Source organism: Streptomyces sp. NPDC029159 (assembly GCF_055564055.1).
The window spans coordinates 545,761-567,709 of record NZ_JBVHWT010000003.1; the positions used below are offsets into that span (position 1 = coordinate 545,761).

Here is a 21,949-nt window from a genome sequence, read left to right on the forward strand (position 1 = left end):
TGCTCCTCCGGAAAGTGCGTTCCCGGCCTTGCACTGGGGGCCGTGACAGCCGTTCTCCCAGCTCAGGCGGGACCTACAGGAGGCTTCGCCCATCCTTCGACCACTACTTCGGCACCCTGCGCGGCGTCCGCGGCTACGCCGACCGCAACGCCGTCGAACTCCCCGGCGGCCGCTCCGTCTTCGAGCAGCCGGGGCTGCTCGGCGTCGGCACCGTCCTGCCCTTCTCGGTGCGCGAGGCGGCCGCCGCCCAGCACAAGGACCTCCAGTACATCGGCGCGCTGAACCACGAGTGGGACGGCGGCGCCAAGGCGTGGAACGACGGCTGGATGAACAACTGGGTCACCGCCAAGACCGCCGCCACCATGGCCCACTACGACCGCCGCGACGTACCGCTCCACCACGAGCTGGCCGACACCTTCACCGTCTGCGACGCGTACCACTCCGCCATCCACTCCTCCACCAGCCCCAACCGCAACCACCTGGTAAGCGGCTGGACGGGCTTCGAGCCGGGCAGCGGCAAGCGGGCCGTCGGCAACGACGCCTACGACGAGGACAACCACCCCGGCTACACCTGGACGACGTACCCGGAGCGGCTGGAGAAGGCCGGGCACAGCTGGCGGATCTACCAGGAGTGGGACAACTTCACCGACAACAACCTGGAGTTCTACGCGCGCTTCAAGGCGGTGGCGAGGAAGGCGCTGGCCGAGGTGGACGGCGCGGCGAACATGACCGCCTTCTACGCGAAGGTGGCCGCCGCCGACGCCGCCGGACGCAAGGAGCTGCTGGCCCGGCTGGAGAAGGGCGTCCAGACGCTCGGCGCGGCCGACCGCAGCCTCTTCGAGCGGGCGCTGCGCCGCGGGGAGCCGGACTCCACCGCCACCGCGTTCGCCGCCGACGTGGCGAGCGGGAAGCTGCCCGAGGTGTCGTACATCGTCCCGTCGGCCGCCGACTCCGAGCACCCCGGCTCCTCCTCGCCGGTCGCCAGCGCCACCATCGTCTACAAGATCCTCGACGCCCTCGGCCGCAACCCCGACGTCTGGCGGCACACCGCGCTCTTCCTGACGTACGACGAGAACGACGGGTTCTTCGACCACGTCCCGCCGCCGGTGCCGCCGCCCGGGACCGACGGGGAGTTCTGGGACGGCAAGCCGACGGGCCTGGGCATACGGGTGCCGATGCTCGTCATCTCGCCGTGGACGGTGGGCGGTTACGCCTGCTCGCAGGTGTTCGACCACACCTCGATCACCCGGTTCCTGGAGAAGTGGACGGGGGTGCGCGAGCCCAACATCAGCGCCTGGCGGCGGACCGTCTGCGGCGATCTGACCGGCGCGTTCGACTTCCGCCGCGGCCGCAGGCAGCCGTCGGTCGCGCAGCCCGGCGCGATCCCGCCGTTCAGCGGCCGCTGGGCGCCGCAGCCCCCCGCCCACCAGGCCCTCCCGGCGCAGGAGCCCGGTGTCCGCCCGGCCCGCCCGCTGCCCTACCAGCCGGACGCCGACGGCGCGCTGGACGCGGACGCCGGCCTCTTCCGGCTGGCCGTCCGCAACGACGGCGCGGCCTCCGCCCATCTGGCGCTGTACCCGTACGCGAAGGAGTACGCCACGCCCCAGCACCGCGACGTGGCGGGCAAGGGCACCTGGGACGTGCCGGTCAAGGACGGCGCGTACCGCTTCACCGTCACCGGGCCGAACGGCTTCCGCCGGGAGTTCGCCGGGAGCGCCCGGGGCGCCGCCGCAGCGGTGGCCGTCCGCACCCGCCTCGACGCGGACCGCCGCGAACTGCATCTGACCGTCGTCAACGGCGGCTCCGCCGACCTCACCCTCACCCTGGCCCCGCTCGCCTACGGCGACGCCGCCCCGCGCACGCTGACGGTGCGGGCGGGATCCACCCGCACCGTCGCCCATGCGGCGGCCGCCGCCCACGGCTGGTACGACCTGGAGCTGACGGCGGCGGAGGACACATCGTTCCGCCGGCGGCTGATGGGGCACATCGAGAACGGGGCGGAGTCGGTGACGGGCTGACGGGACGTCAACGGGGGCCCGGTCGCACGGCGCGGCCCCGTGCGACCGGGCTCCCGTCCCGCTCCCACGCCCCTCGCTGTCCCCGCGTTCATCCGACTCTCATCCCGCTCTCAGACGCGGCCCCTACGGTCGCGCCCATGGGAACGACCAGGACGACGACCGATGAGCGCGACGCGACGCGAACCGACGACCCGTCCGTGACGGGGGACACCGCCACGGAGACCCCGCGGACGGAGGGGAAGGACGCCGAGACCCCGGCCGGAGACCGCGACGACGCGGCGACCGCCACGTCGACCACGTCCGCCACCGAGGAGCAGGGCGGTGCGGACCCGGCCGAGGGCACCGGCGCGGACGCCGCGGACACGGAGGACGCCGGGGACACCGCGGACGCCGCCGACCAGGACGGCGCCGCCCCCGCCCCGACCGGGGTGAAGCGGGGCGCGGGCGCCGTCGTCGCCGCGGGGCTCGGCCTCGCCTCCGTGACCGGCACCTGGCTCGGCACGCTGCTCGCCGAGCGGCAGACCCTGCTGGGGCAGATCAAGCTCCAGTCCGGCAAGGCCACCGACCAGATCGCCACCGTCTACGGGGCGCCCTGGCACACCACCGCACTGATCAACGGCGTCTTCGCGCTGCTCGCCGTGGCCATCGGCGCCGCGGTCCTCGTCAACCGGCCGCGCGCCACCTGGACCCGCGCCGTCGCCTGGGGCGGTCTGGCGCTCGGCGTCCTCGGGCTGCTCATCTCCGCGGGCATGTACTTCGACCTGTTGGCGAGCCTGCCCACCATCCCCAAGGCCCCGATGCAGCAGGCCCCCGCGGGCTGACGCGCCCAGCCGCTGCGGACGCCCCGAAGGCCCACCGGTCCGCTCCGGTGGGCCTTCGGGCGTGCCGGGGGAGGGCCGTCAGCCGACCTCCACCCGCAGGATCCGGTCGTCGCCCTTCCGCGGGTGCCCCCGGCCGTCCGTGTTGCTCGTCACCAGCCACAGCGCCCCGTGGTCCGCCGGCAGGACGGTCCGCAGCCGCCCGTAACGCTTGGTGAAGAACGCCTGCGGGGCCGCCTCCGGCTTCGCCCCGTTCAGCGGGATGCGCCAGAGCCGCTCACCGCGGAGCGCGGCCATCCACAGGGACCCCTTGGCGTACGCCAGCCCGCTGGGCGAGGCGTCGGCGGGCTTCCACTGGAGCACCGGGTTGACGTAACCGCCGTGGGTCGAGCCCTTGCCCTCGCGGGCCGGCCAGCCGTAGTTGCGGCCCGGTTCGATGAGGTTCAGCTCGTCCCAGGTGTCCTCGCCGAACTCCGAGGCCCACAGCCGCCTTCCACGGTCCCAGGCGAGACCTTCCACGTTGCGGTGGCCGTAGGAGTACACCACCGACTGGGGATCGGGGTTGCCGCGGGCGGGCGCGCCGTCCGGCGTCATCCGCAGGATCTTGCCCGCCTTGGACTTCTTGTCCTGCGACAGCTCCTTGCGGCCGGTCTCCCCGGTCGTCGCGTAGAGCATCCGGTCCGGCCCGAAGGCGAGCCGGCCGCCGTTGTGGAACTGGCCCTTGGGGATGGACCGGAGCACCACGCTCGGCGCCCCCAGCTGATCACCGGTGTGCCGGGTGTCGTCGTAGTGCAGCCGGGCGATGCGGTTGTCGGAGGCGGTGGTGAAGTACGCGTAGACGAGGTGGTCGCCGCGGAAGGACGGGGAGACGGCGAGCCCCAGCAGTCCGCCCTCGCCGCCCGGGGCGACACCGGGCACCGACCCCACCTCGGTCTTGTGCCCGTCGCGGGCCGAGACACGGGTGATCGTGCCCTTGTCGCGGGAGCCCACCAGCAGATCGCCGCCGGGCAGCGCGGCGACGCCCCAGGGGGTGTCGAGCCCGGTGGCCAGGGTGCGGGTCACCTCGGCCGACCCCTTGGCGGGCGGCGGGGAGGCGGCCTGCCCCGGCCCGGTGACCGCGGCGGCGGACCGCTCCGGGGACGGCGCGCCCGGGACGGGACGGGCCCCCTCGGCGGAGCAGCCCGCCACGAGGAGCAGCACGGCGGCGGCCGTCACGGCGGTCGAAGGGCGGTGTGGCACGGCGGGTTCCTCTCGTCGGGGGAGCGGTGCACGGGCGGCCCCGGCCCGAACCGGGGCGGCGCGCACGCCGGGCCCGCGCGCCGTCCGGCCACCGAACGCTCCCAAGGCGCCGGGCCCGGCGATGTCGGGAGGCGGACCGCAGCCGGCCGGTCGGCCACCAGGCCGGCGGGGCCGCCCGTACGGCTGCGCGGATACCCGGAACGCCCGGCAGCCCGGCCCCGCCCCAGGACACCACACCCGCACCGCACCACGCGGCGGCCCACACCGCGATTCCCTCCGCCGACGCACGGACGCCCACCACGGCGGCGGTACGGGGGGCGCCGCGCGGGGCGGACGGCGTGACGTCAGGGTTCGTCGTGCGGTGAGGCGGCGTCAGGCCCGCACCGAGGGACGGGGCTTCCGCCCGACCGGTGCCCGGCAGCCGCCGGCAGGCCCCGCTCCCGCGTCAGTACCAGGAGCGCCGGGCCGGCGGCAGGGATGCGATCTCCGCCAGGTCCGCGCGGTCCAGGACCAGGTCGGCGGCCTTGGCGTTCTGGACCGCCCAGCGCTCCTTCTTCGTCCCCGGGACCGGCACCACATGGCGGCCCTGCGCCAGCACCCAGGCCAGCGCGACCTGTCCCGGCGTCGCGCCGTACCGGGCGCCGACCCGGCGCAGCCCGGCCACCACCGGCTGGTTCGCCGCCATCATCTCGGCGGTGAAGCGCGGATGGCGGGCCCGGATGTCCTCCGGCTCGAAGCCCTGGCCCGGTGTGAGGGTGCCGGTCAGATAGCCGTTGCCCAGCGGCATCGCCGCCAGGAAGCCGACCCCGCGCGACTCGCACCACGGCACCAGCTCGTCCAGCGCCTCCGGCGACCACACCGACAGCTCCGCCTGCACGCTGCTGACCGGGAAGATCTGCTGGATCCGCTCCAGCTGACGCAGCGTCAACTGGTGGGTGCGCGCCCCGGGGAGCCGCCCGCCCCCGGGCACCGGCCGGTCCGTCCGCGTCGGCCGCAGCGCCCGCGCGCCCACCGCACACAGGCCCAGCGACCGCACCTTGCCCGCGGCCACCAGCTGGGCCATCGCCCCCCAGGTCTCCTCGATCGGCACCTCCGGGTCCGCGCGGTGCAGCTGGTACAGATCGATGTGGTCGGTCCGCAGCCGCCGCAGCGAGGCATCACAGGCGCGCTTCACATAGCCGGGCCGCCCGTTGGCGACGATGTGCTGCTCACCCACGAGCAGCCCGCCCTTGGTCGAGACGAACGCGTCCGCCCGCCGCTCCTTGAGCACCCGGCCCACCAGCAGCTCGTTGGTGAACGGCCCGTACATGTCGGCGGTGTCCAGCAGGGTGCACCCCCGGTCGAGCGCGGTGTGCACGGCCCGCAGCGAGCTCTCGAAGTCCCGCTGCGACTCGGTGTACCCCCAGCTCATCGGCATACAACCGAGCCCGATTGCGCCTACTTCGAGCGTTGCCGCGCCGATTGTCCTGCGCTCCACCTGGTCGTGCCTCCGTCCCCTCGCCCCCGGTCAAGGGCCAGACCAAACTAACGTCTGGAGGAACGGTCCTTCGCATAGCCTCGGACCATGGCAACCGCAGACCCGCACGGCAGCCCGCACGACGTCTGGCTCCCGATTCCCCCGGAAGAGATCGACGGTCTCCCCACGGGCCTGAACTACGTCCACTGGGACGCGGGCCCCGAGTACCCCGCCGACCCCGCCCACTGCGTGTTCTACGCCGTGCCGTACATGAAGGACGTATCGGCATCGCTGCGGCCGCTCGCCCGGATGAGCGGACTGCGGGTGGTGCAGACGCTGACCGCCGGCGTCGAGCACATTCTGCCCGCCCTCGGCCAACTCCCGCCCGGCACCCGGCTCTGCAACGCCCGCGGGCTGCACGACGCCAGCACCGCCGAGTTGGCACTGACGCTCATCCTGGCCGCACTCCGCGGCGTCCCCGACTTCGTCCGCGCCCAGGACGCGGGCAAGTGGTCCCCCGCATTCCGGCCCGCGCTGGCCGACAAATCCGTTCTCATCGTGGGGTACGGGTCGATCGGCAGTGCCATCGAGGACCGGCTCACTCCTTTCGAGTGCGCGCGGGTGACGCGCCTCGCGCGCACCGCGCGTGAGACCGTGCGCGGCCCTGTGCATCCACTCCCCGCGCTCGGTGACCTCCTGCCGGACGCCGATGTCGTCGTACTGGCCACACCGCTCACCGAAGACACCCGTGGCCTGGTAGGACGCGATTTCCTGGCCCGGATGAAGGACGGCGCCCTGCTGGTGAACGTCGCGCGCGGCAAGGTCGTGGACACCGCCGCGCTGCTCACCGAGGTGACGTCCGGGCGGCTGCGGGCGGCACTCGACGTCACCGATCCGGAACCGCTCCCGGCCACGCACCCCCTCTGGCGCGCCCCCGGTGTGCTCATCACTCCACACGTCGGTGGCCCCAGTTCTGCTTTTCTGCCCCGTGCTAAGCGGCTCCTCCGTGACCAGCTGACCCTTTTCGCCGCCGGCCGGCCGCTGCGGAACACCGTCGCCACGGCGGAGCGGAATGCCCGGGAGTAGCGCTACGGGGCCGTATGAATGCGCTGCGTGTCTGCACTTCACGCATAGTTACGCTCTGTAGAGAACCTATATCCCTGAGTGACCGATCTGGTGTATCGTCCCGAGCGGGGACGGCGCCGACGAGGCAAGCGGCGCCCGTGAAGCATCCGGAACGCGAGGGGGGCGACGGGCGATGTACGGCCGATGGGCACACCGCGAGACACGCGATCCACGAGCACCGGGGGGAATAGGGCAGCAGCCTCCGGTGCGCCGACCGCGTCACAGCCGGACCGCGACCTGCGGGAGGGTCCGGTGAGCGCGCCGGGCGCCGTGCTCTCCCGTCCGCGGCTCCCCGCCGACCGGCCGCCGAGCCTGCTGCCGCAGATCCTGCTCGCGGTGGTCTGCGGCGGGTACGCCGTGGGCTCCGCCCTCGGCTGGGGATCCCCCGAAGTCGCGCTGGTCATGGGGGACTTCGGGCTCAGCTTCGCCGCGCTGGTGGCCGCCGTCTCCTGCGCACTGTACGCCCGTGCCACCGGCTCCCACACCCGCCCCGCCTGGACGCTCTTCGCCCTCTCCTCGGCGATGGCCGCACTCGGCAACGGCATCTGGGGCTGGTACGAGGTCGTCGAGGGCGCCCCGGTGCCCAGCCCCTCCCCGGCCGATTTCTGCTTCCTGCTCTTCGCACCGCCCGCCATCGTCGGACTGCTGGTCCTCGCCAAACGACCGGTCACCCGCGCCGGCTGGGTCTGCCTGGGGCTGGACTCCTGGCTGATCGGCGGCTCCCTGCTCACCCTCTCCTGGAGCCTCGCCCTCGCCAACGCCGCCCATTTCCAAGGCCGTTCGGTCGCCCGGTGTGCGCTGGCGCTGGCCTATCCGCTGCTGGACATCGTGCTGGTCAGCATGGTCCTCGCGCTGCACTTCCGGCGCGGCTGCGCCCAGCGCTCGGCGGTCAACACCGCCATCGCCGCCCTCGCCCTGACGGTGCTGTGCGACGCGCTGTTCACCTCACCGCTGCTGCGCGAGCACTACCGCTCCGGCCAGATCCTCGACGCCGGCTGGTTCGCCGGGTCGATCCTCCTCGCCTACGCCCCCTGGTTCACCCGCCGGGTGGGGGAGGCCGCCGAGGACGCCGTACGGGCGCCGCGCCGCCCCCTGTACGCCGGGGCCCGGCCGCTCGCGGGCTCGCTCGGCGCGCTCGCGCCGTATCTCGCCGCCGGGGTGTGCACCCTCGGCATCCTCACCAACGTCCTCGACGGACAGCGGTTGGACCGCGTCGTCCTCTTCACCGGCTGCACCGTCGTCCTCGCCCTGGTCATCCGCCAGGGCATCGTGCTGTTCGACAATCTCACCCTCACCCAGGAGCTGGCGCAGAAGGAGAACCACTTCCGCTCCCTGGTGCAGGGCTCCAGCGACGTCATCATGATCGCCGCGCCCAGCGGTGTGCTGCGCTACGTCAGCCCCGCCGCCGCCGGGGTCTACGGCCGCGACGCGGAGGAGCTGGTCGGCTCCGAACTCTCCGCGCTCATCCATCCCGAGGACCTCGGCCGGGTCCTCCACGAGGTCCGCCGCTTCCTCGCCGCCTCGCCCAAGGACGAGCCCACCACCCGTATCGAATGCCGCTTCCGCGCCGGTGACCGGCGGCCGGGCGGAGGGGGCACCTCCCGCTCGAGCGAAGCCGAGAGTGGGGGAGGCTGGCTCAACGTCGAATCCACCGTCAACCGCCACCACGGCGGCCTGATCTTCAACTCCCGGGACGTCACCGAGCGGGTCCGCCTCCAGGCGCAGCTCCAGCACAACGCCTCCCACGACGCCCTCACCGACCTGCCCAACCGCGCCCTGTTCACCGAACGCGTCAGCAAGGCGCTGGCAGGCCGCCGCGCCGGCGACCACGGCACCGCCGTGCTCTACATCGACCTCGACGGCTTCAAGCAGGTCAACGACACCATCGGCCACCAGGCGGGCGACGAACTCCTCATCCAGGCGGCCAGGCGGCTGGCCGAGTCGGTGCGCTCCGGCGACATAGCGGCCCGACTGGGCGGTGATGAATTCGCCGCTCTGATCACCGGCGACGCCGCCTGCGACCCCGCCACCCGGGAGTTCCGCATCCACGAGATCGCCGACCGGCTGCGCATCACGCTCTCCGAGCCGTACCGCATCGAGGGGCGTGACGTACGGGTCGCCGCCAGCATCGGCGTGGCCTTCGCCGAGCCCGGCATCACCCCGGCCGGGCTGATGCGCAACGCCGACCTCGCGATGTACCGCGCCAAGCAGGCCGGAAAGGGGCGCGTCGAGCTGTACGCCCCGCAGCTGCAGGCCGAGGTGGCCCGCCGTGCCGAGCTGGCCACCCGGCTGCGCAGCGCGCTGCACGACGGCGAGTTCCTGCTGCTGCACCAGCCGGTGATCGAGCTGGCCACCGGCCGGGTCACCGCCGTCGCCGCACACGCCCGGTGGCGCTCCGCCCAGGGCATCCTGTTCACCCCGGCGGAGTTCCTGCGGGTCGGTGAGCGCGGGCGGCTCGCCGACGAGAGCGGCGACCGCACCGCGGAGCTGTGCCGCTGGCATCTGGAGGCCGCCGTCGAGCAGGCCGCCGCCCGGCACCGGGCGGGCCACCGGGTGCCGGTCGCCGTCCAGCTCTCCGCCCGCCGCCTCCTCGACCGCTCCCTGCCGCCCAAGATCATCGAGACGCTGCTCTCCCGGCACGGCCTGCCCCCCGGCGCGCTCGTCCTGGAGCTGTCCGAGAGCGACGCCCGGACCCCGCTGGACGAGCTGGAGCGCCGCCTGGTCGCGCTGCGCCGGCTGGGGGTCCGGATCGCCCTCGACGGCTTCGGCAGCGGATACGCCGCGATCGGTGCGCTGCGCCGGCTCCCCATCGACGTCCTGCGGCTGGATCGCGGGCTGATCGACGGCGTGGCGGAGTCCGCCCGGTTGCACAAGATCACTTCCGGCCTGTTGCGGATCGCCTCCGATCTCGGGATGCAGTCGGTCGCCGAGGGCGTCGATCTGCCCGAGCAGGTGCTCGCGCTGCGCGCGATGGGGTGCACCCACGGGCAGGGCGCCGCCTTCTCCGGGCCGCTCGACGAGCACCGGCTGCGCCGCGTACTGACGGCCGGTTCGACCCCGCTGCCGAGCCAGGCCGGAGCGAGCCGAGCGGTGGTGCTGACCGGCAGTGGCCTGCCCGTTCGGCACGGCGGGTCGGGTCCCGACGCCATCGTCCATCCTCCGCTCCGCTCACATAGTGAGACCTCCGTCCCACCCACTTGACACCCATGGCGCGCCGGGGGGAGGGTCGGTGCCATGCGCACCCGAATTCTCGTACTTGGACAGCGCGTCGGCTGAAGCTGGGCAACGACCCAACTGACCGCACCGACGCGCTCCCCTCGCTTGCCTCCCGGCACGAGGGGTTTTTTGTTGCACCAGACCCCCCAAACCCCGCCAAAACCCTCAGCTTCGAGAAGAGACGCAGATGACCGAGCAGGCCACCGGGGCCCACCATCCGCAGCCGCGGACCCGTCACGCCCAAGGAGCGCAGCGCACCGCCGCCGTCGAGCACGTCACGGGTGCGCAGTCCCTCATCCGCTCCCTGGAGGAGGTGGGGGCCGACACGGTCTTCGGCATTCCCGGTGGCGCGATCCTTCCGGCGTACGACCCGATGATGGACTCCGCGAAGGTCCGGCACGTGCTGGTGCGGCACGAGCAGGGCGCGGGCCACGCCGCCGTCGGATACGCCCAGGCCACCGGCAAGGTCGGGGTCTGCATGGCCACTTCGGGCCCCGGTGCCACCAACCTCGTCACGCCGATCGCCGACGCCCACATGGACTCCGTCCCGCTGGTCGCGATCACCGGTCAGGTCGCCTCCGGCGCCATCGGCACGGACGCCTTCCAGGAGGCGGACATCTGCGGCATCACGATGCCGATCACCAAGCACAACTTCCTGGTCACCGACCCCGCCGAGATCCCGCGGACGATCGCCGAGGCGTTCCACATCGCCGCCACCGGCCGCCCCGGTCCGGTCCTCGTCGACATCGCCAAGGACGCGATGCAGGCGCAGACCGTCTTCGCCTGGCCGCCCCACACCGAACTCCCCGGCTACCGCCCGGTGACCAAGCCGCACGCCAAGCAGATCCGCGAGGCGGCCCGGCTGATCGTCGAGTCGAAGCGCCCGGTGCTCTACGTCGGCGGCGGCGTGATGAAGGCGGGCGCCACCGCCGAGCTGAAGGTGCTGGCCGAGCTGACCGGCGCGCCCGTCGCCACCACGCTGATGGCGCTCGGTTCGTTCCCCGACGCCCACCCGCAGCACGTCGGCATGCCCGGGATGCACGGCGCGGTCACCGCCGTCACCGCGCTCCAGAAGTCCGACCTGCTGATCACCCTCGGCGCCCGCTTCGACGACCGCGTCACCGGCAAGCTGGACTCCTTCGCCCCGTACGCCAAGGTCATCCACGCCGACATCGACCCGGCGGAGATCGGCAAGAACCGCGTCGCGGACGTGCCGATCGTCGGTGACGCCCGCGAGGTCATCGCCGATCTGATCGTCGCCGTCCAGGCGGAGCACGAGGCCGGTCACCGCGGCGACCACGCCGCCTGGTGGACGGACCTCAACCGCTGGCGCGAGACGTACCCGCTCGGCTACGAACTCCCCGAGGACGGCAGCCTCTCCCCGCAGCAGGTCATCGAGCGCATCGGCAAGCTCGCCCCGGAGGGCACCATCTACGCCGCGGGCGTCGGCCAGCACCAGATGTGGGCCGCCCACTTCATCGACTACGACCAGCCCTCCACCTGGCTCAACTCCGGCGGCGCCGGGACGATGGGGTACGCCGTCCCCGCCGCGATGGGCGCCAAGGCGGGCATGCCCGACCGCACCGTCTGGGCGATCGACGGCGACGGCTGCTTCCAGATGACCAATCAGGAACTGACCACCTGCGCGCTGAACAACATCCCGATCAAGGTTGCGATCATCAACAACGGCGCGCTCGGCATGGTCCGCCAGTGGCAGACCCTCTTCTACAACCAGCGCTACTCCAACACCGTGCTGCACAGCGGTCCCGACGCCGAGCCCGCCGACGGCAAGCCGCGCGGCACCCGCGTCCCGGACTTCGTCAAGCTGTCCGAGGCGATGGGCTGCGTCGCCCTGCGCTGCGAGGACCCGGCCGAGCTGGACGCCGTCATCGCCAAGGCCAACGCCGTCAACGACCGCCCGGTCGTGATCGACTTCATCGTCCACGAGGACGCGCAGGTCTGGCCGATGGTGGCCGCCGGCACCTCCAACGACGAGGTCATGGCCGCCCGCGGGGTGCGCCCCGACTTCGGCGACGGCGCGGACGACTGAGCCCAGGACGTCACGGAAGATAGAGAGAAGACGACATGTCCAAGCACACGCTCTCCGTCCTGGTGGAGAACACCCCCGGCATCCTCGCCCGGATCGCCGCGCTGTTCTCCCGCCGCGGCTTCAACATCGACTCCCTCGCGGTCGGTGTCACCGAACACCCCGACATCTCCCGCGTCACCATCGTGGTGAGTGTCGAGTCGCTCCCCCTCGAACAGGTCACCAAGCAGCTCAACAAGCTCGTCAACGTCCTGAAGATCGTCGAGTTGGAGCCGGGCCACGCCATCCAGCGTGAGCTCGTCCTCGTGAAGGTCCGCGCCGACAACGAGACCCGTTCGCAGATCGTCGAGATCGTCCAGCTCTTCCGCGCCAAGACCGTCGACGTCTCACCCGACGCCGTCACGGTCGAGGCCACCGGCTCCAGCGACAAGCTGGAGGCGATGCTCAAGATGCTCGAACCCTTCGGCATCAAGGAGCTGGTCCAGTCCGGCACCATCGCCATAGGGCGCGGCGCCCGGTCCATCACCGACCGCTCGCTGCGCGCCCTGGACCGCACGGCCTGACCCGCGCGGGCACCGTCCGACCTGCGCGGACGCCGCCCGCCCCGCTCGCATCGCGAGACCCCGCAACCTTCCGCGCACTGCCCGACGTACTGTGTGGGCAACCAGCTAGATCCCAAGGAGATACCCGAAGTGGCCGAGCTGTTCTACGACGCCGATGCCGACCTGTCCCTCATCCAGAGCCGCAAGGTTGCGGTCCTCGGTTACGGCAGCCAGGGCCACGCCCACGCGCTGTCGCTGCGTGACTCGGGTGTCGACGTGCGCGTCGGCCTCCACGAGGGCTCCAAGTCCAAGGCCAAGGCCGAGGAGCAGGGCCTGCGCGTCGTCTCCCCCGCCGAGGCGGCGGCCGAGGCCGACGTCATCATGATCCTGGTGCCGGACCCGATCCAGGCGAAGGTCTACGAGGAGTCCGTCAAGGACCACCTCAAGGACGGCGACGCCCTGTTCTTCGGCCACGGCCTCAACATCCGCTACGGCTTCATCAAGGCCCCGGCCGGCGTGGACGTCTGCATGGTCGCCCCCAAGGGCCCCGGCCACCTGGTCCGCCGTCAGTACGAGGAAGGCCGCGGCGTGCCCTGCATCGCCGCCGTCGAGCAGGACGCCTCCGGCAACGCCTTCGCGCTGGCCCTCTCGTACGCCAAGGCCATCGGCGGCACCCGCGCCGGTGTCATCAAGACCACCTTCACCGAGGAGACCGAGACCGACCTCTTCGGCGAGCAGGCCGTGCTGTGCGGCGGCGCCGCCGCGCTGGTCAAGGCCGGTTTCGAGACGCTGGTCGAGGCGGGCTACCAGCCCGAGATCGCGTACTTCGAGTGCCTGCACGAGCTGAAGCTCATCGTGGACCTCATGTACGAGGGCGGCCTGGAGAAGATGCGCTGGTCGATCTCCGAGACCGCCGAGTGGGGCGACTACGTCACCGGCCCGCGGATCATCACCGACCAGACCAAGGCCGAGATGAAGAAGGTCCTGGGCGAGATCCAGGACGGCACCTTCGCCAACAACTGGATGGCGGAGTACAACGCCGGTCTGCCGAAGTACAACGAGTACAAGAAGGCCGACGAGAACCACCTCCTGGAGACCACCGGCAAGGAGCTGCGCAAGCTCATGAGCTGGGTCGACGACGAGGCGTGAGCATCCGGGTGACGGGGGTCGCGGCACCGCCCGCGGCCCCCGTCACCCGTGCGGCCGCGGGCCCGCACGAGCGGGCCGCGGCCGCCTTGTCCACCGCGTAGAACCCCGCACGGGTGATCCTTACGCTCCGGCGCAGGAGAAGCCCCGGGCCGCCACTACACTGCCAGGCACAAGCGCGTCAGGCTCACAACGTCGTGCGTCTTCACGCGGCTGCCCCCCTCCACCGCCTTCGGCCGTCGGGACGGCCGTCCGCGAAGGACTAGTGAGGACTGAAGACCACGTGAGCAAACCCGTCGTACTCATCGCCGAGGAACTGTCGCCCGCGACCGTCGACGCGCTCGGCCCCGACTTCGAGATCCGGCACTGCAACGGCGCCGACCGCGCCGAGCTGCTGCCCGCCATCGCCGAGGTCGACGCGATCCTCGTGCGCTCCGCGACGAAGGTCGACGCCGAGGCGATCGCCGCCGCGAAGAAGCTGAAGGTCGTCGCCCGCGCGGGCGTGGGCCTGGACAACGTCGACGTCTCCGCCGCCACCAAGGCCGGTGTGATGGTCGTCAACGCCCCGACCTCCAACATCGTCACCGCCGCCGAGCTGGCCTGCGGTCTGCTGGTGGCCACCGCGCGCAACATCCCGCAGGCCAACACCGCCCTGAAGAACGGCGAGTGGAAGCGGAGCAAGTACACCGGTGTCGAGCTGAGCGAGAAGACCCTCGGCGTGGTCGGCCTCGGCCGGATCGGCGTGCTGGTCGCCCAGCGGATGTCCGCGTTCGGCATGAAGGTCGTCGCCTACGACCCCTACGTCCAGCCGGCCCGCGCCGCGCAGATGGGCGTCAAGCTCCTCTCGCTGGACGAGCTGCTCGAGGTCTCCGACTTCATCACGGTCCACCTGCCCAAGACCCCCGAGACGGTCGGTCTGATCGGCGACGACGCGCTGCACAAGGTCAAGCCGTCGGTCCGGATCGTCAACGCTGCGCGCGGCGGCATCGTCGACGAGACGGCCCTCGCCGCCGCCCTCAAGGAGGGTCGGGTGGCCGGCGCCGGTCTCGACGTCTACGCCTCCGAGCCCTGCACCGACTCGCCGCTGTTCGAGTTCGACCAGGTCGTGGCGACCCCGCACCTCGGTGCCTCGACGGGTGAGGCGCAGGAGAAGGCCGGTATCGCGGTGGCCCGCTCGGTGCGCCTCGCGCTCGCCGGTGAGCTGGTGCCGGACGCCGTCAACGTCCAGGGCGGGGTCATCGCGGAGGACGTCAAGCCGGGCCTGCCGCTGGCCGAGCGGCTGGGCCGGATCTTCACCGCGCTCGCCGGTGAGGTCGCGGTCCGCCTCGACGTCGAGGTCTACGGCGAGATCACCCAGCACGACGTCAAGGTGCTCGAACTCTCCGCGCTCAAGGGCGTGTTCGAGGACGTCGTCGACGAGACCGTCTCGTACGTCAACGCCCCGCTGTTCGCGCAGGAGCGTGGCGTCGAGGTGCGGCTGACGACCAGCAGCGAGTCGGCCGAGCACCGCAACGTCGTCACCGTGCGCGGCACCCTCGCGGACGGCCAGGAGGTGTCGATCTCCGGCACGCTCTCCGGCCACCGCAACACCCAGAAGATCGTCGCCGTCGGCGAGCACTCCATCGACCTGGCGCTCGCCGACCACATGGCGTTCCTGCGCTACGGCGACCGTCCCGGCGTCGTCGGCACCGTCGGCCGGATCCTCGGTGAGGCCGGGATCAACATCGGCGGGATGCAGGTCTCGCGGGCGGACGTGGGCGGCGAGGCGCTGGTCGCGCTGACCGTCGACGACACCATCCCGGCGAGCGTGCTCGCGGAGATCGCGGACGAGATCGGGGCCTCCTCGGCGCGCGCCGTGAACCTCGGCTGAGCCGCACCGTCCCCGACGGGCCCGGATTCCGCTGCGGCGGGGTCCGGGCCCGTTCGCGTACCCGGGCGTCTCCTCGGCGCGCGGCCGGCGGGCCGCGAACGGTGCGCGTCCGGCCGGGTGAGCGGCCCGGCGGCTCCCGGCCCCCGCGTTCACCCGTATGGAGTAGCGACCGGGGTGGGCGGGAGCGCCGTCAGGACCGTCCCGGGGGCCTCGGAGCCGCCCGGCGGGCCCGTTCCCGAGTCGCTGCGCGGGTCGGGGCGACGCGCAATGGGAAGTGCGCGTGCCCCCTCCGGCGCGTGCGGAAGGAGAAGACGCCATGAATGCACCCCTGGGTGACACCCCTCAGGACCTCACCGGCCTGAACGTGGTCGATGCGGAGGGCGCCAAGGTGGGCTCGGTCCAGCAGGTCTACCGGGACGACGCCACCAACGTCCCGGAGTGGATCACGGTGCGGACCGGGCTGTTCGGCATGAAGGAGACCTTCATCCCGCTCGCCGGGGCCCGGCGGGTCGACGACGAACTGCATGTTCCGCACACGAAGGAAACGATCAAGGAGGCGCCGCGGATCGACGCGGACGGGCACCTCGACCCCTCCGAGGAGGATGAGCTCTACCGCCACTACGGGCTGACCCGGCCGGGGACGACCGGCGGTCCCCGGAGCGCCGGCACCGGCGGTCCGGCCGGCACCACGACCGGTACGCCGGGGACGATGAAGGGCACAGATATGGCGGGGGGCGTGGCCGCCGGGACCGCCGCCGGCGCCGCCGGAACGGCCGCCGCCGGGCACCGCACCCGGGCCGGGGAGCGCGACCGCACGATGGCCGAGGGCGAGCACGCCGCCCGCACCGAGCACACCGGCCGGCCGATGGCCGGGGCCGGTATGTCCCGCGGCCGTGCGGAGGGCGAGACCCCGGAGGCCGGGAAGACCCGCGAACAGGTCCCCGAGATCGTGCTCTCCGAGGAGCGGATCCAGATCGGCACCGAGGAACACGAGGCCGGCCGGGCGCATCTGCGCAAGCACGTGGTGACCGAGGACGTGCACCGCACCGTCCCGCTCAGCCACGAGGAGGTGCGGCTGGTCCGGGAGAAGATCGGCGACGAGGAGCGGATGCGCGGACGCACCGCCCCGCGGCTCGGCGACGGTGAGGTCGAGGTCGTCCTCCACGAGGAGGAGGCCGTGGTCACCAAGCGGACCGTGCCGGTGGAGCGGGTCCGGCTGGAGACCGAGCGGGTCACCGAACAGCGGGAGATCAACACCGAACTCCGCAAGGAGGAAGTGGAGTTCGACGACGGTACGTCCCTCCGCAAGGAAGGACGCAAGGGACCGGGGCCGGAGCGCCGCCGGTAGCCGGGTGGGGCGTCGCACCCGGGGGAGTGGCGGGGGCCGGCACCCGGCCCCCGCCCACCCGTGCCCTGCGGCGCCGCATCCGGCGTGGCCCGGAACCCGGGCCCGGCCGGCGGCCTTTGAGGTCGCTACAGCCGCGAAGCCTTCAACCCCATGTGCAGCAGCAGCCGGTCCTCGCCGTCGTCCAGATCGAGGCCGGTGAGCTTCTCGACCCGGCCCAGCCGGTAGTAGAGCGTCTGCCGGTGGATGCCGAGGACCTGCGCGGTGCGGCCGGCCTGACCTGCGCAGTCGAGGAACGCCTCGGCGGTGCGGGCCAGTTCGGTGTGGGCCGGGTCCAGCAACGGCCGCACGGAGGCGTCCGGGACGTCGGTGGGCAACGAGGTGAGCAGCCGGTACGAGCCCAGGGCCGCCCACTCCGCGACGGTGCCCAGCTTGGGCTCGGCGCGCGCCGCGCGGGCCGCGTCCAGCGCCTCGTGCCAGGCGCCCGGCAGCGCCGCCAACTCCGTGGTCCCGGCGGCGATTCCGGCGACCCCGGCACCGATCCGGGCCTCCGGTTGCATGCGGGCGCCGCCGCGGCTCTGCTGCTGCGAGGCGACCGCACCCGCGCGCGGGGAGCGCAGCAGATGCTCGGCGACGGTGTGCGCGGGCCCGAGCGCCCCCGGCGAACGCAGCCGCACCAGCGCGGCCAGCGCGGGGGCGGGCTGCCGCGGGCGCGGGGCGGTGAGCACGGGGATGCCGCGCGGCGGGGTGGTGCCGTCCAGCGGGAGCGCCCCCGGGGTGTCGGCCCGGCCGCCCGGCCCCTCCGGGTAGATCGCGCACGCGGCCAGCAGCCCGGGCAGGCTCGGCGGGGGCGCGGCGTCGGTGTCGGTGGTGTCCCAGGGCAGCACGGCCACCAGCGTCAGCGGCGCGCCCGGGGTGAAGCGCAGGGTGTCGCGGAGCGCGTCGCGCAGCAGGACGGCGCCGGCCGGGCGGTCCCCGGGGTGCGCCAGCAGCAGTTCGCGCAGCAGATCGCCCAGCTCCGACCCGGCCCGCGCGTCCTCGGCCAGCAGCGCGCCGATCCGTGACGCGGTCTCCATGGCGTGCTCGATCCGCGGGTCCGGCGGGGTGTCCCGGCCGCCCAGCTCCAGGTCGGTGAGGTGGCCGTCGTCCAGCAGCCAGACGTAGCCGTGCACGATGCCGCGGTGGCGTACGGGGAGACAGATCCGGCCTTTGAACACGCCCGCCGCGGGGTCCGGCGGGATCCGCAGAGCGGACTTGGCGCGGGCGATACCGAACGCCTCGAACCAGGCGCGCACCGCGGCCGACGAGCGCCGCTGGAGGATCGAGCGGGTGCGCACCGGATCCATGACGAGATCGTCGTCGCCTTCGTGCGCACCGAACGCGATCAGCCCGAAATCGCGGTCCTCCAGGGTCGCGGGCGCTCCGAGCGCCGCTGAGATGTCGTCCACGAGCTGCTGGTAGTCGCCCCGCATCCGCCGGCCGTCTCCTTCCGTGTCACTTGCCGTACCCGTCCCCGTGACTCCGCGCCGCCCTCATCGGCGGCCCGGTGGCGCGGCCGTCCCTCTCGCCGTCCATGTCATTCTCATACATCTGTCTGAGATCAGGGACACGAAGGCGTGACAGCTGTCGATGGCTGAAAGGTGGCGAGATCCTTAAGTTTCAGGTGGCTCACCTTGCCGCAGCGCCCGCCCCCAAACGGCGCCCGCCCGGCATTTGTCATCCTGAATCGTGGAGGTGCCCCATGCTGGGTCCCGTGCTTCTCGCCGCCGCGCGCAGCGACAGCATCCGCCGCATCGTCGCGGCCGCTCCGATCACCCGCCCGGTGGTCGACCGATTCGTCGCCGGTGAACGGCTCGACCAGTCGATGGCCGTCGTGCGGTCGCTGGCCGCGCGGGGGATGGAGGTCACCCTCGACCACCTCGGCGAGGACATCACCGACCCCTCCGAGGCGCTCCGCAACCGCGACGCCTACCTCCGGCTGACCGAGGCGCTCTCGGAGCAGAACCTCGGCACCAAGGCCGAGATGTCGGTCAAGCTGTCGGCCTTCGGCCAGGCGCTGACCGGCGGCCACGAACTGGCCCTCAAGAACGTCCTCCCGGTGGTCGAGGCCGCCGCCGAGGCCGGTACGACGGTGACCCTCGACATGGAGGACCACACCACCGTCGACTCCACCCTCGCCATCCTCGCGGAGCTGCGTGAGCGCTTCCCGCAGACCGGCGCCGTCGTCCAGTCCTACCTCTTCCGTACCGAGGACGACTGCCGTGCGCTGGCCGGCGAGGGCTCCCGGGTCCGGCTGGTCAAGGGCGCCTACAAGGAGCCCGCGACCGTCGCCTTCCAGGACAAGCGCGAGGTCGACAAGGCGTACGTGCGCTGCCTGAAGATCCTCATGGCGGGCGACGGATACCCGATGATCGGCTCCCACGACCCGCGCATGGTCGCCATCGGCCAGGACCTCGCCCAGCGCAACGGCCGCAAGCCCGGCGACTACGAGTTCCAGATGCTCTTCGGCATCCGCGAGGCCGAGCAGGAGCGCCTGGTCACCGAGGGTCACCGGATGCGCGTCTACATCCCGTACGGCACCGACTGGTACGGCTACTTCATGCGGCGCCTCGCCGAGCGCCCCGCCAACCTGGCCTTCTTCCTCCGGTCGCTCGCCACTCGCGGCTGACGGCCCCGGACGGACCGGCGCGGGTGGATGCTGGAGGGTGGGGCAAGAGTCCCACCGCAGCGCCCGCGCCGCCCACCCGCAGCGGCCGCGCCGCTCGCACCACGTTTGAAACCGACGTCGAAACGAAGGAGACACGGCCGTCATGGACGCTGTGACCCACGTCCCCGCCCCGTACAACGAGCCGGTGCACGGCTACGCCCCCGGCTCCCCGGAGCGGGCGCGCCTGGAGGCCAAGCTCAAGGAGCTCGCCGGTAACCCCGTCGAGCTGCCGATGACCATCAACGGCGTCAAGCGGATGGGCGGCGGCGAGCGCTTCGACGTCGTGCAGCCGCACAACCACAAGGCCGTCATCGGCACCTACGCGAACGCCACCAAGGCCGACGCGCAGGAGGCGATCGACGCCGCTCTGGCCGCCGCCCCGGCGTGGCGCGCGATGTCCTTCGACGACCGCGCCGCGATCCTGCTGAAGGCCGCCGACCTGCTGTCCGGCCCGTGGCGCGAGACCATCGCCGCCTCGACGATGCTGGGCCAGTCCAAGACCGCCCAGCAGGCCGAGATCGACGCGCCCTGTGAGCTGGTCGACTTCTGGCGCTTCAACGTGCACTTCGCCCGGGAACTGCTCCAGGAGCAGCCCCCCATCCAGCCGAACGGTGTGTGGAACCGTCTGGACCACCGCCCGCTGGAGGGCTTCGTCTATGCGATCACGCCCTTCAACTTCACCGCCATCGCCGGCAACCTGCCGACCGCCCCGGCGCTCATGGGCAACGTCGTCGTGTGGAAGCCGTCCCCGACGCAGACCCACTCGGCGATCCTGCTGATGGAGCTGCTGGAGGAGGCGGGTCTCCCCAAGGGCGTCATCAACCTCGTCACCGGTGACGGCAAGGAGGTCTCCGAGGTCGCGCTGCCGCACCCGGAGCTGGCCGGCGTCCACTTCACCGGCTCGACCGCCACCTTCCAGTACCTGTGGAAGGCCGTCGGCGAGAACATCACCAACTACCGCTCCTACCCGCGTCTGGTCGGCGAGACCGGCGGCAAGGACTTCATCGTCGCCCACCCGACCGCCGACCCGGCGATCTTGAAGACCGCCATCACCCGTGGCGCCTTCGAGTACCAGGGCCAGAAGTGCTCCGCGGCCTCCCGCGCCTACGTCGCCCGCTCCACCTGGGAGGGCGGTCTCAAGGACGCGCTGGTCGCCGAGGTCGACGGCCTCACCATGGGTGATGTCACCGACCTGTCGAACTTCATCGGCGCCGTCATCGACGACCGCTCGTTCGCCAAGAACAAGGCCGCCATCGACCACGCCAAGGCCGACCCGACCTGCGAGATCGTCGCCGGTGGCACCTACGACGACTCGGTCGGCTACTTCGTCCGCCCGACCGTCATCGTCTGCTCGGACCCGGAGAACGAGGTCTTCAAGACCGAGTACTTCGGCCCGATCATGGCCGTCCACGTCTACGAGGACGCCGACTTCGACAAGACGGTCGAGCAGATGGAGTCCGCGTCGGCCTACGCGCTGACCGGTGCCGTCCTCGCCAAGGACCGGGAGGTCGTCGCCGAGGTCTCCGAGAAGCTCCGCTTCGCGGCCGGCAACTTCTACATCAACGACCGCCCGACCGGCTCCATCGTCGGTCAGCAGCCCTTCGGCGGCGGCCGCGCCTCCGGCACCAACGACAAGGCCGGCTCGAAGTTCAACCTGCTGCGCTGGATGTCCCCGCGCGCCATCAAGGAGACGATGGTCGCCCCGACGGACTACCGCTACCCGCACATGGGCTGACACCCCGGACACCGGGCGGCGGCCCCTGACCCCGCCCGGCGGTCACCGGCCTGCGACCTCCTCCCAGTTCGCCGGTGACCCGCGGTCTCCTGCCGCGCGAAGCGCCCCCGGCCCGACCGGCCGGGGGCGCTTCGCGTCTGCTCGGCGGGATCCCTGTGCACGGCACCGGACGGCCGTTCCGGGCGTGGTCGTCTCAGATAGTAGGAAGACCAAGTAATTGTGCAGACATCATGGCTCCGCTCGCCTAGCGTTGTAGGAGCCGAACGAATCGCTCCATCGAGCGACGGCGGATGTGGCCCGCGCTGAGGGCAGGTGACCCCTGCCGCGCCGGCCCCCGCCCCTCCGGCCTTCCGAATGATGTGACCCTTGCGCCCGGTGCGTCCGGGCCGTGGGGCCTAGGTATGGGAGACGTGCATCATGGCCGAGACCGCCGTCCGCAGGACCCGCCACTCCGCCCGCCGTACCAACGACGCCGACCGCAAGAACGCGGCGGCGGCCCTCCAGCGCGCCCTCGACCGCCGCGACAACGGCGGCACGACCGGGCACTGAGCCCCGCGGGGGTGCGGCCGGTGCGGCCGCACCCCGTCGCCCCCTCGTGATCCCGCCCGCGCCGCCGTCGGGGAGCCGCCGCCTTCCGGCCCGCCGACCGCGCGTCGCTCCCCGGTTGTGGCCGCCGTCTCGGGGA

The 21,949-nt window shown here is 72.5% G+C and carries 15 protein-coding genes; 12 read left to right on the forward strand and 3 right to left on the reverse strand.

Going from position 1 to position 21,949, the window contains the following annotated elements; translation table 11 throughout:
- The first annotated feature begins 14 nt into the window (after positions 1 to 14).
- Both ACZ4U4_RS09460 and ACZ4U4_RS09465 read left to right on the forward strand, forming a co-directional pair.
- Complete coding sequence (locus ACZ4U4_RS09460) at positions 15 to 2,018, forward strand: phosphocholine-specific phospholipase C (protein WP_467870812.1); 2,004 nt, start codon at positions 15 to 17, stop codon at positions 2,016 to 2,018.
- 137 nt (positions 2,019 to 2,155) lie between these two features.
- Positions 2,156 to 2,839 carry a hypothetical protein gene (locus ACZ4U4_RS09465; protein ID WP_467870814.1) on the forward strand — a complete coding sequence of 228 codons (684 nt, stop codon included), beginning with the start codon at positions 2,156 to 2,158 and terminating at the stop codon, positions 2,837 to 2,839.
- 78 nt (positions 2,840 to 2,917) lie between these two features.
- Here the strand turns inward: ACZ4U4_RS09465 and ACZ4U4_RS09470 are convergent, their stop codons facing one another.
- Positions 2,918 to 4,075 carry a PQQ-dependent sugar dehydrogenase gene (locus tag ACZ4U4_RS09470; RefSeq protein WP_467870816.1) on the reverse strand — a complete coding sequence of 386 codons (1,158 nt, stop codon included), beginning with the start codon at positions 4,073 to 4,075 and terminating at the stop codon, positions 2,918 to 2,920.
- Between the two features lie 445 nt (positions 4,076 to 4,520).
- Complete coding sequence (locus ACZ4U4_RS09475; RefSeq protein ID WP_467870818.1) at positions 4,521 to 5,552, reverse strand: aldo/keto reductase; 1,032 nt, start codon at positions 5,550 to 5,552, stop codon at positions 4,521 to 4,523.
- 87 nt (positions 5,553 to 5,639) lie between these two features.
- Here ACZ4U4_RS09475 and ACZ4U4_RS09480 point away from each other — a divergent pair, with 87 nt between their 5' ends.
- The 7 genes from ACZ4U4_RS09480 (at position 5,640) to ACZ4U4_RS09510 (ending at position 16,825) form a co-directional block, all read left to right on the forward strand.
- Entirely contained in the window at positions 5,640 to 6,617 is a 978-nt protein-coding gene (locus ACZ4U4_RS09480; RefSeq protein WP_467870821.1) for a 2-hydroxyacid dehydrogenase, read from the forward strand.
- A gap of 291 nt (positions 6,618 to 6,908) precedes the next feature.
- Positions 6,909 to 9,857, forward strand: a complete 2,949-nt coding sequence (locus ACZ4U4_RS09485) for a putative bifunctional diguanylate cyclase/phosphodiesterase (RefSeq protein ID WP_467870823.1) — start codon at positions 6,909 to 6,911, stop codon at positions 9,855 to 9,857.
- 202 nt (positions 9,858 to 10,059) lie between these two features.
- A complete protein-coding gene (locus ACZ4U4_RS09490; RefSeq protein ID WP_467870826.1) occupies positions 10,060 to 11,922 on the forward strand; it encodes an acetolactate synthase large subunit in 1,863 nt (620 codons plus the stop codon).
- Positions 11,923 to 11,957: 35 nt separating this feature from the next.
- The gene (gene ilvN / locus ACZ4U4_RS09495; RefSeq protein WP_467870829.1) at positions 11,958 to 12,482 is read left to right on the forward strand and encodes an acetolactate synthase small subunit; all 525 of its coding nucleotides are present in this window, start codon (positions 11,958 to 11,960) and stop codon (positions 12,480 to 12,482) included.
- Between the two features lie 129 nt (positions 12,483 to 12,611).
- Complete coding sequence (ilvC, locus tag ACZ4U4_RS09500; RefSeq protein WP_467870831.1) at positions 12,612 to 13,610, forward strand: ketol-acid reductoisomerase; 999 nt, start codon at positions 12,612 to 12,614, stop codon at positions 13,608 to 13,610.
- 280 nt (positions 13,611 to 13,890) lie between these two features.
- A complete protein-coding gene (gene serA / locus ACZ4U4_RS09505) occupies positions 13,891 to 15,477 on the forward strand; it encodes a phosphoglycerate dehydrogenase (RefSeq protein WP_467870834.1) in 1,587 nt (528 codons plus the stop codon).
- 316 nt (positions 15,478 to 15,793) lie between these two features.
- Positions 15,794 to 16,825: a PRC and DUF2382 domain-containing protein gene (locus ACZ4U4_RS09510; protein ID WP_467870837.1), complete on the forward strand. Its 1,032-nt coding sequence runs from the start codon at positions 15,794 to 15,796 to the stop codon at positions 16,823 to 16,825.
- Between the two features lie 125 nt (positions 16,826 to 16,950).
- On the opposite strand, the gene ACZ4U4_RS09515 is transcribed toward ACZ4U4_RS09510, so the two are convergent.
- A complete protein-coding gene (locus tag ACZ4U4_RS09515) occupies positions 16,951 to 18,294 on the reverse strand; it encodes a helix-turn-helix domain-containing protein (protein ID WP_467870839.1) in 1,344 nt (447 codons plus the stop codon).
- Positions 18,295 to 18,563: 269 nt separating this feature from the next.
- Here ACZ4U4_RS09515 and ACZ4U4_RS09520 point away from each other — a divergent pair, with 269 nt between their 5' ends.
- The 3 genes from ACZ4U4_RS09520 (at position 18,564) to ACZ4U4_RS09530 (ending at position 21,813) form a co-directional block, all read left to right on the forward strand.
- Complete coding sequence (locus ACZ4U4_RS09520) at positions 18,564 to 19,490, forward strand: proline dehydrogenase family protein (RefSeq protein ID WP_467870841.1); 927 nt, start codon at positions 18,564 to 18,566, stop codon at positions 19,488 to 19,490.
- 142 nt (positions 19,491 to 19,632) lie between these two features.
- Complete coding sequence (gene pruA / locus ACZ4U4_RS09525) at positions 19,633 to 21,264, forward strand: L-glutamate gamma-semialdehyde dehydrogenase (protein ID WP_467870843.1); 1,632 nt, start codon at positions 19,633 to 19,635, stop codon at positions 21,262 to 21,264.
- Positions 21,265 to 21,681: 417 nt separating this feature from the next.
- Positions 21,682 to 21,813, forward strand: a complete 132-nt coding sequence (locus ACZ4U4_RS09530; protein ID WP_281179980.1) for a hypothetical protein — start codon at positions 21,682 to 21,684, stop codon at positions 21,811 to 21,813.
- The last annotated feature ends 136 nt before the right edge of the window (positions 21,814 to 21,949 follow it).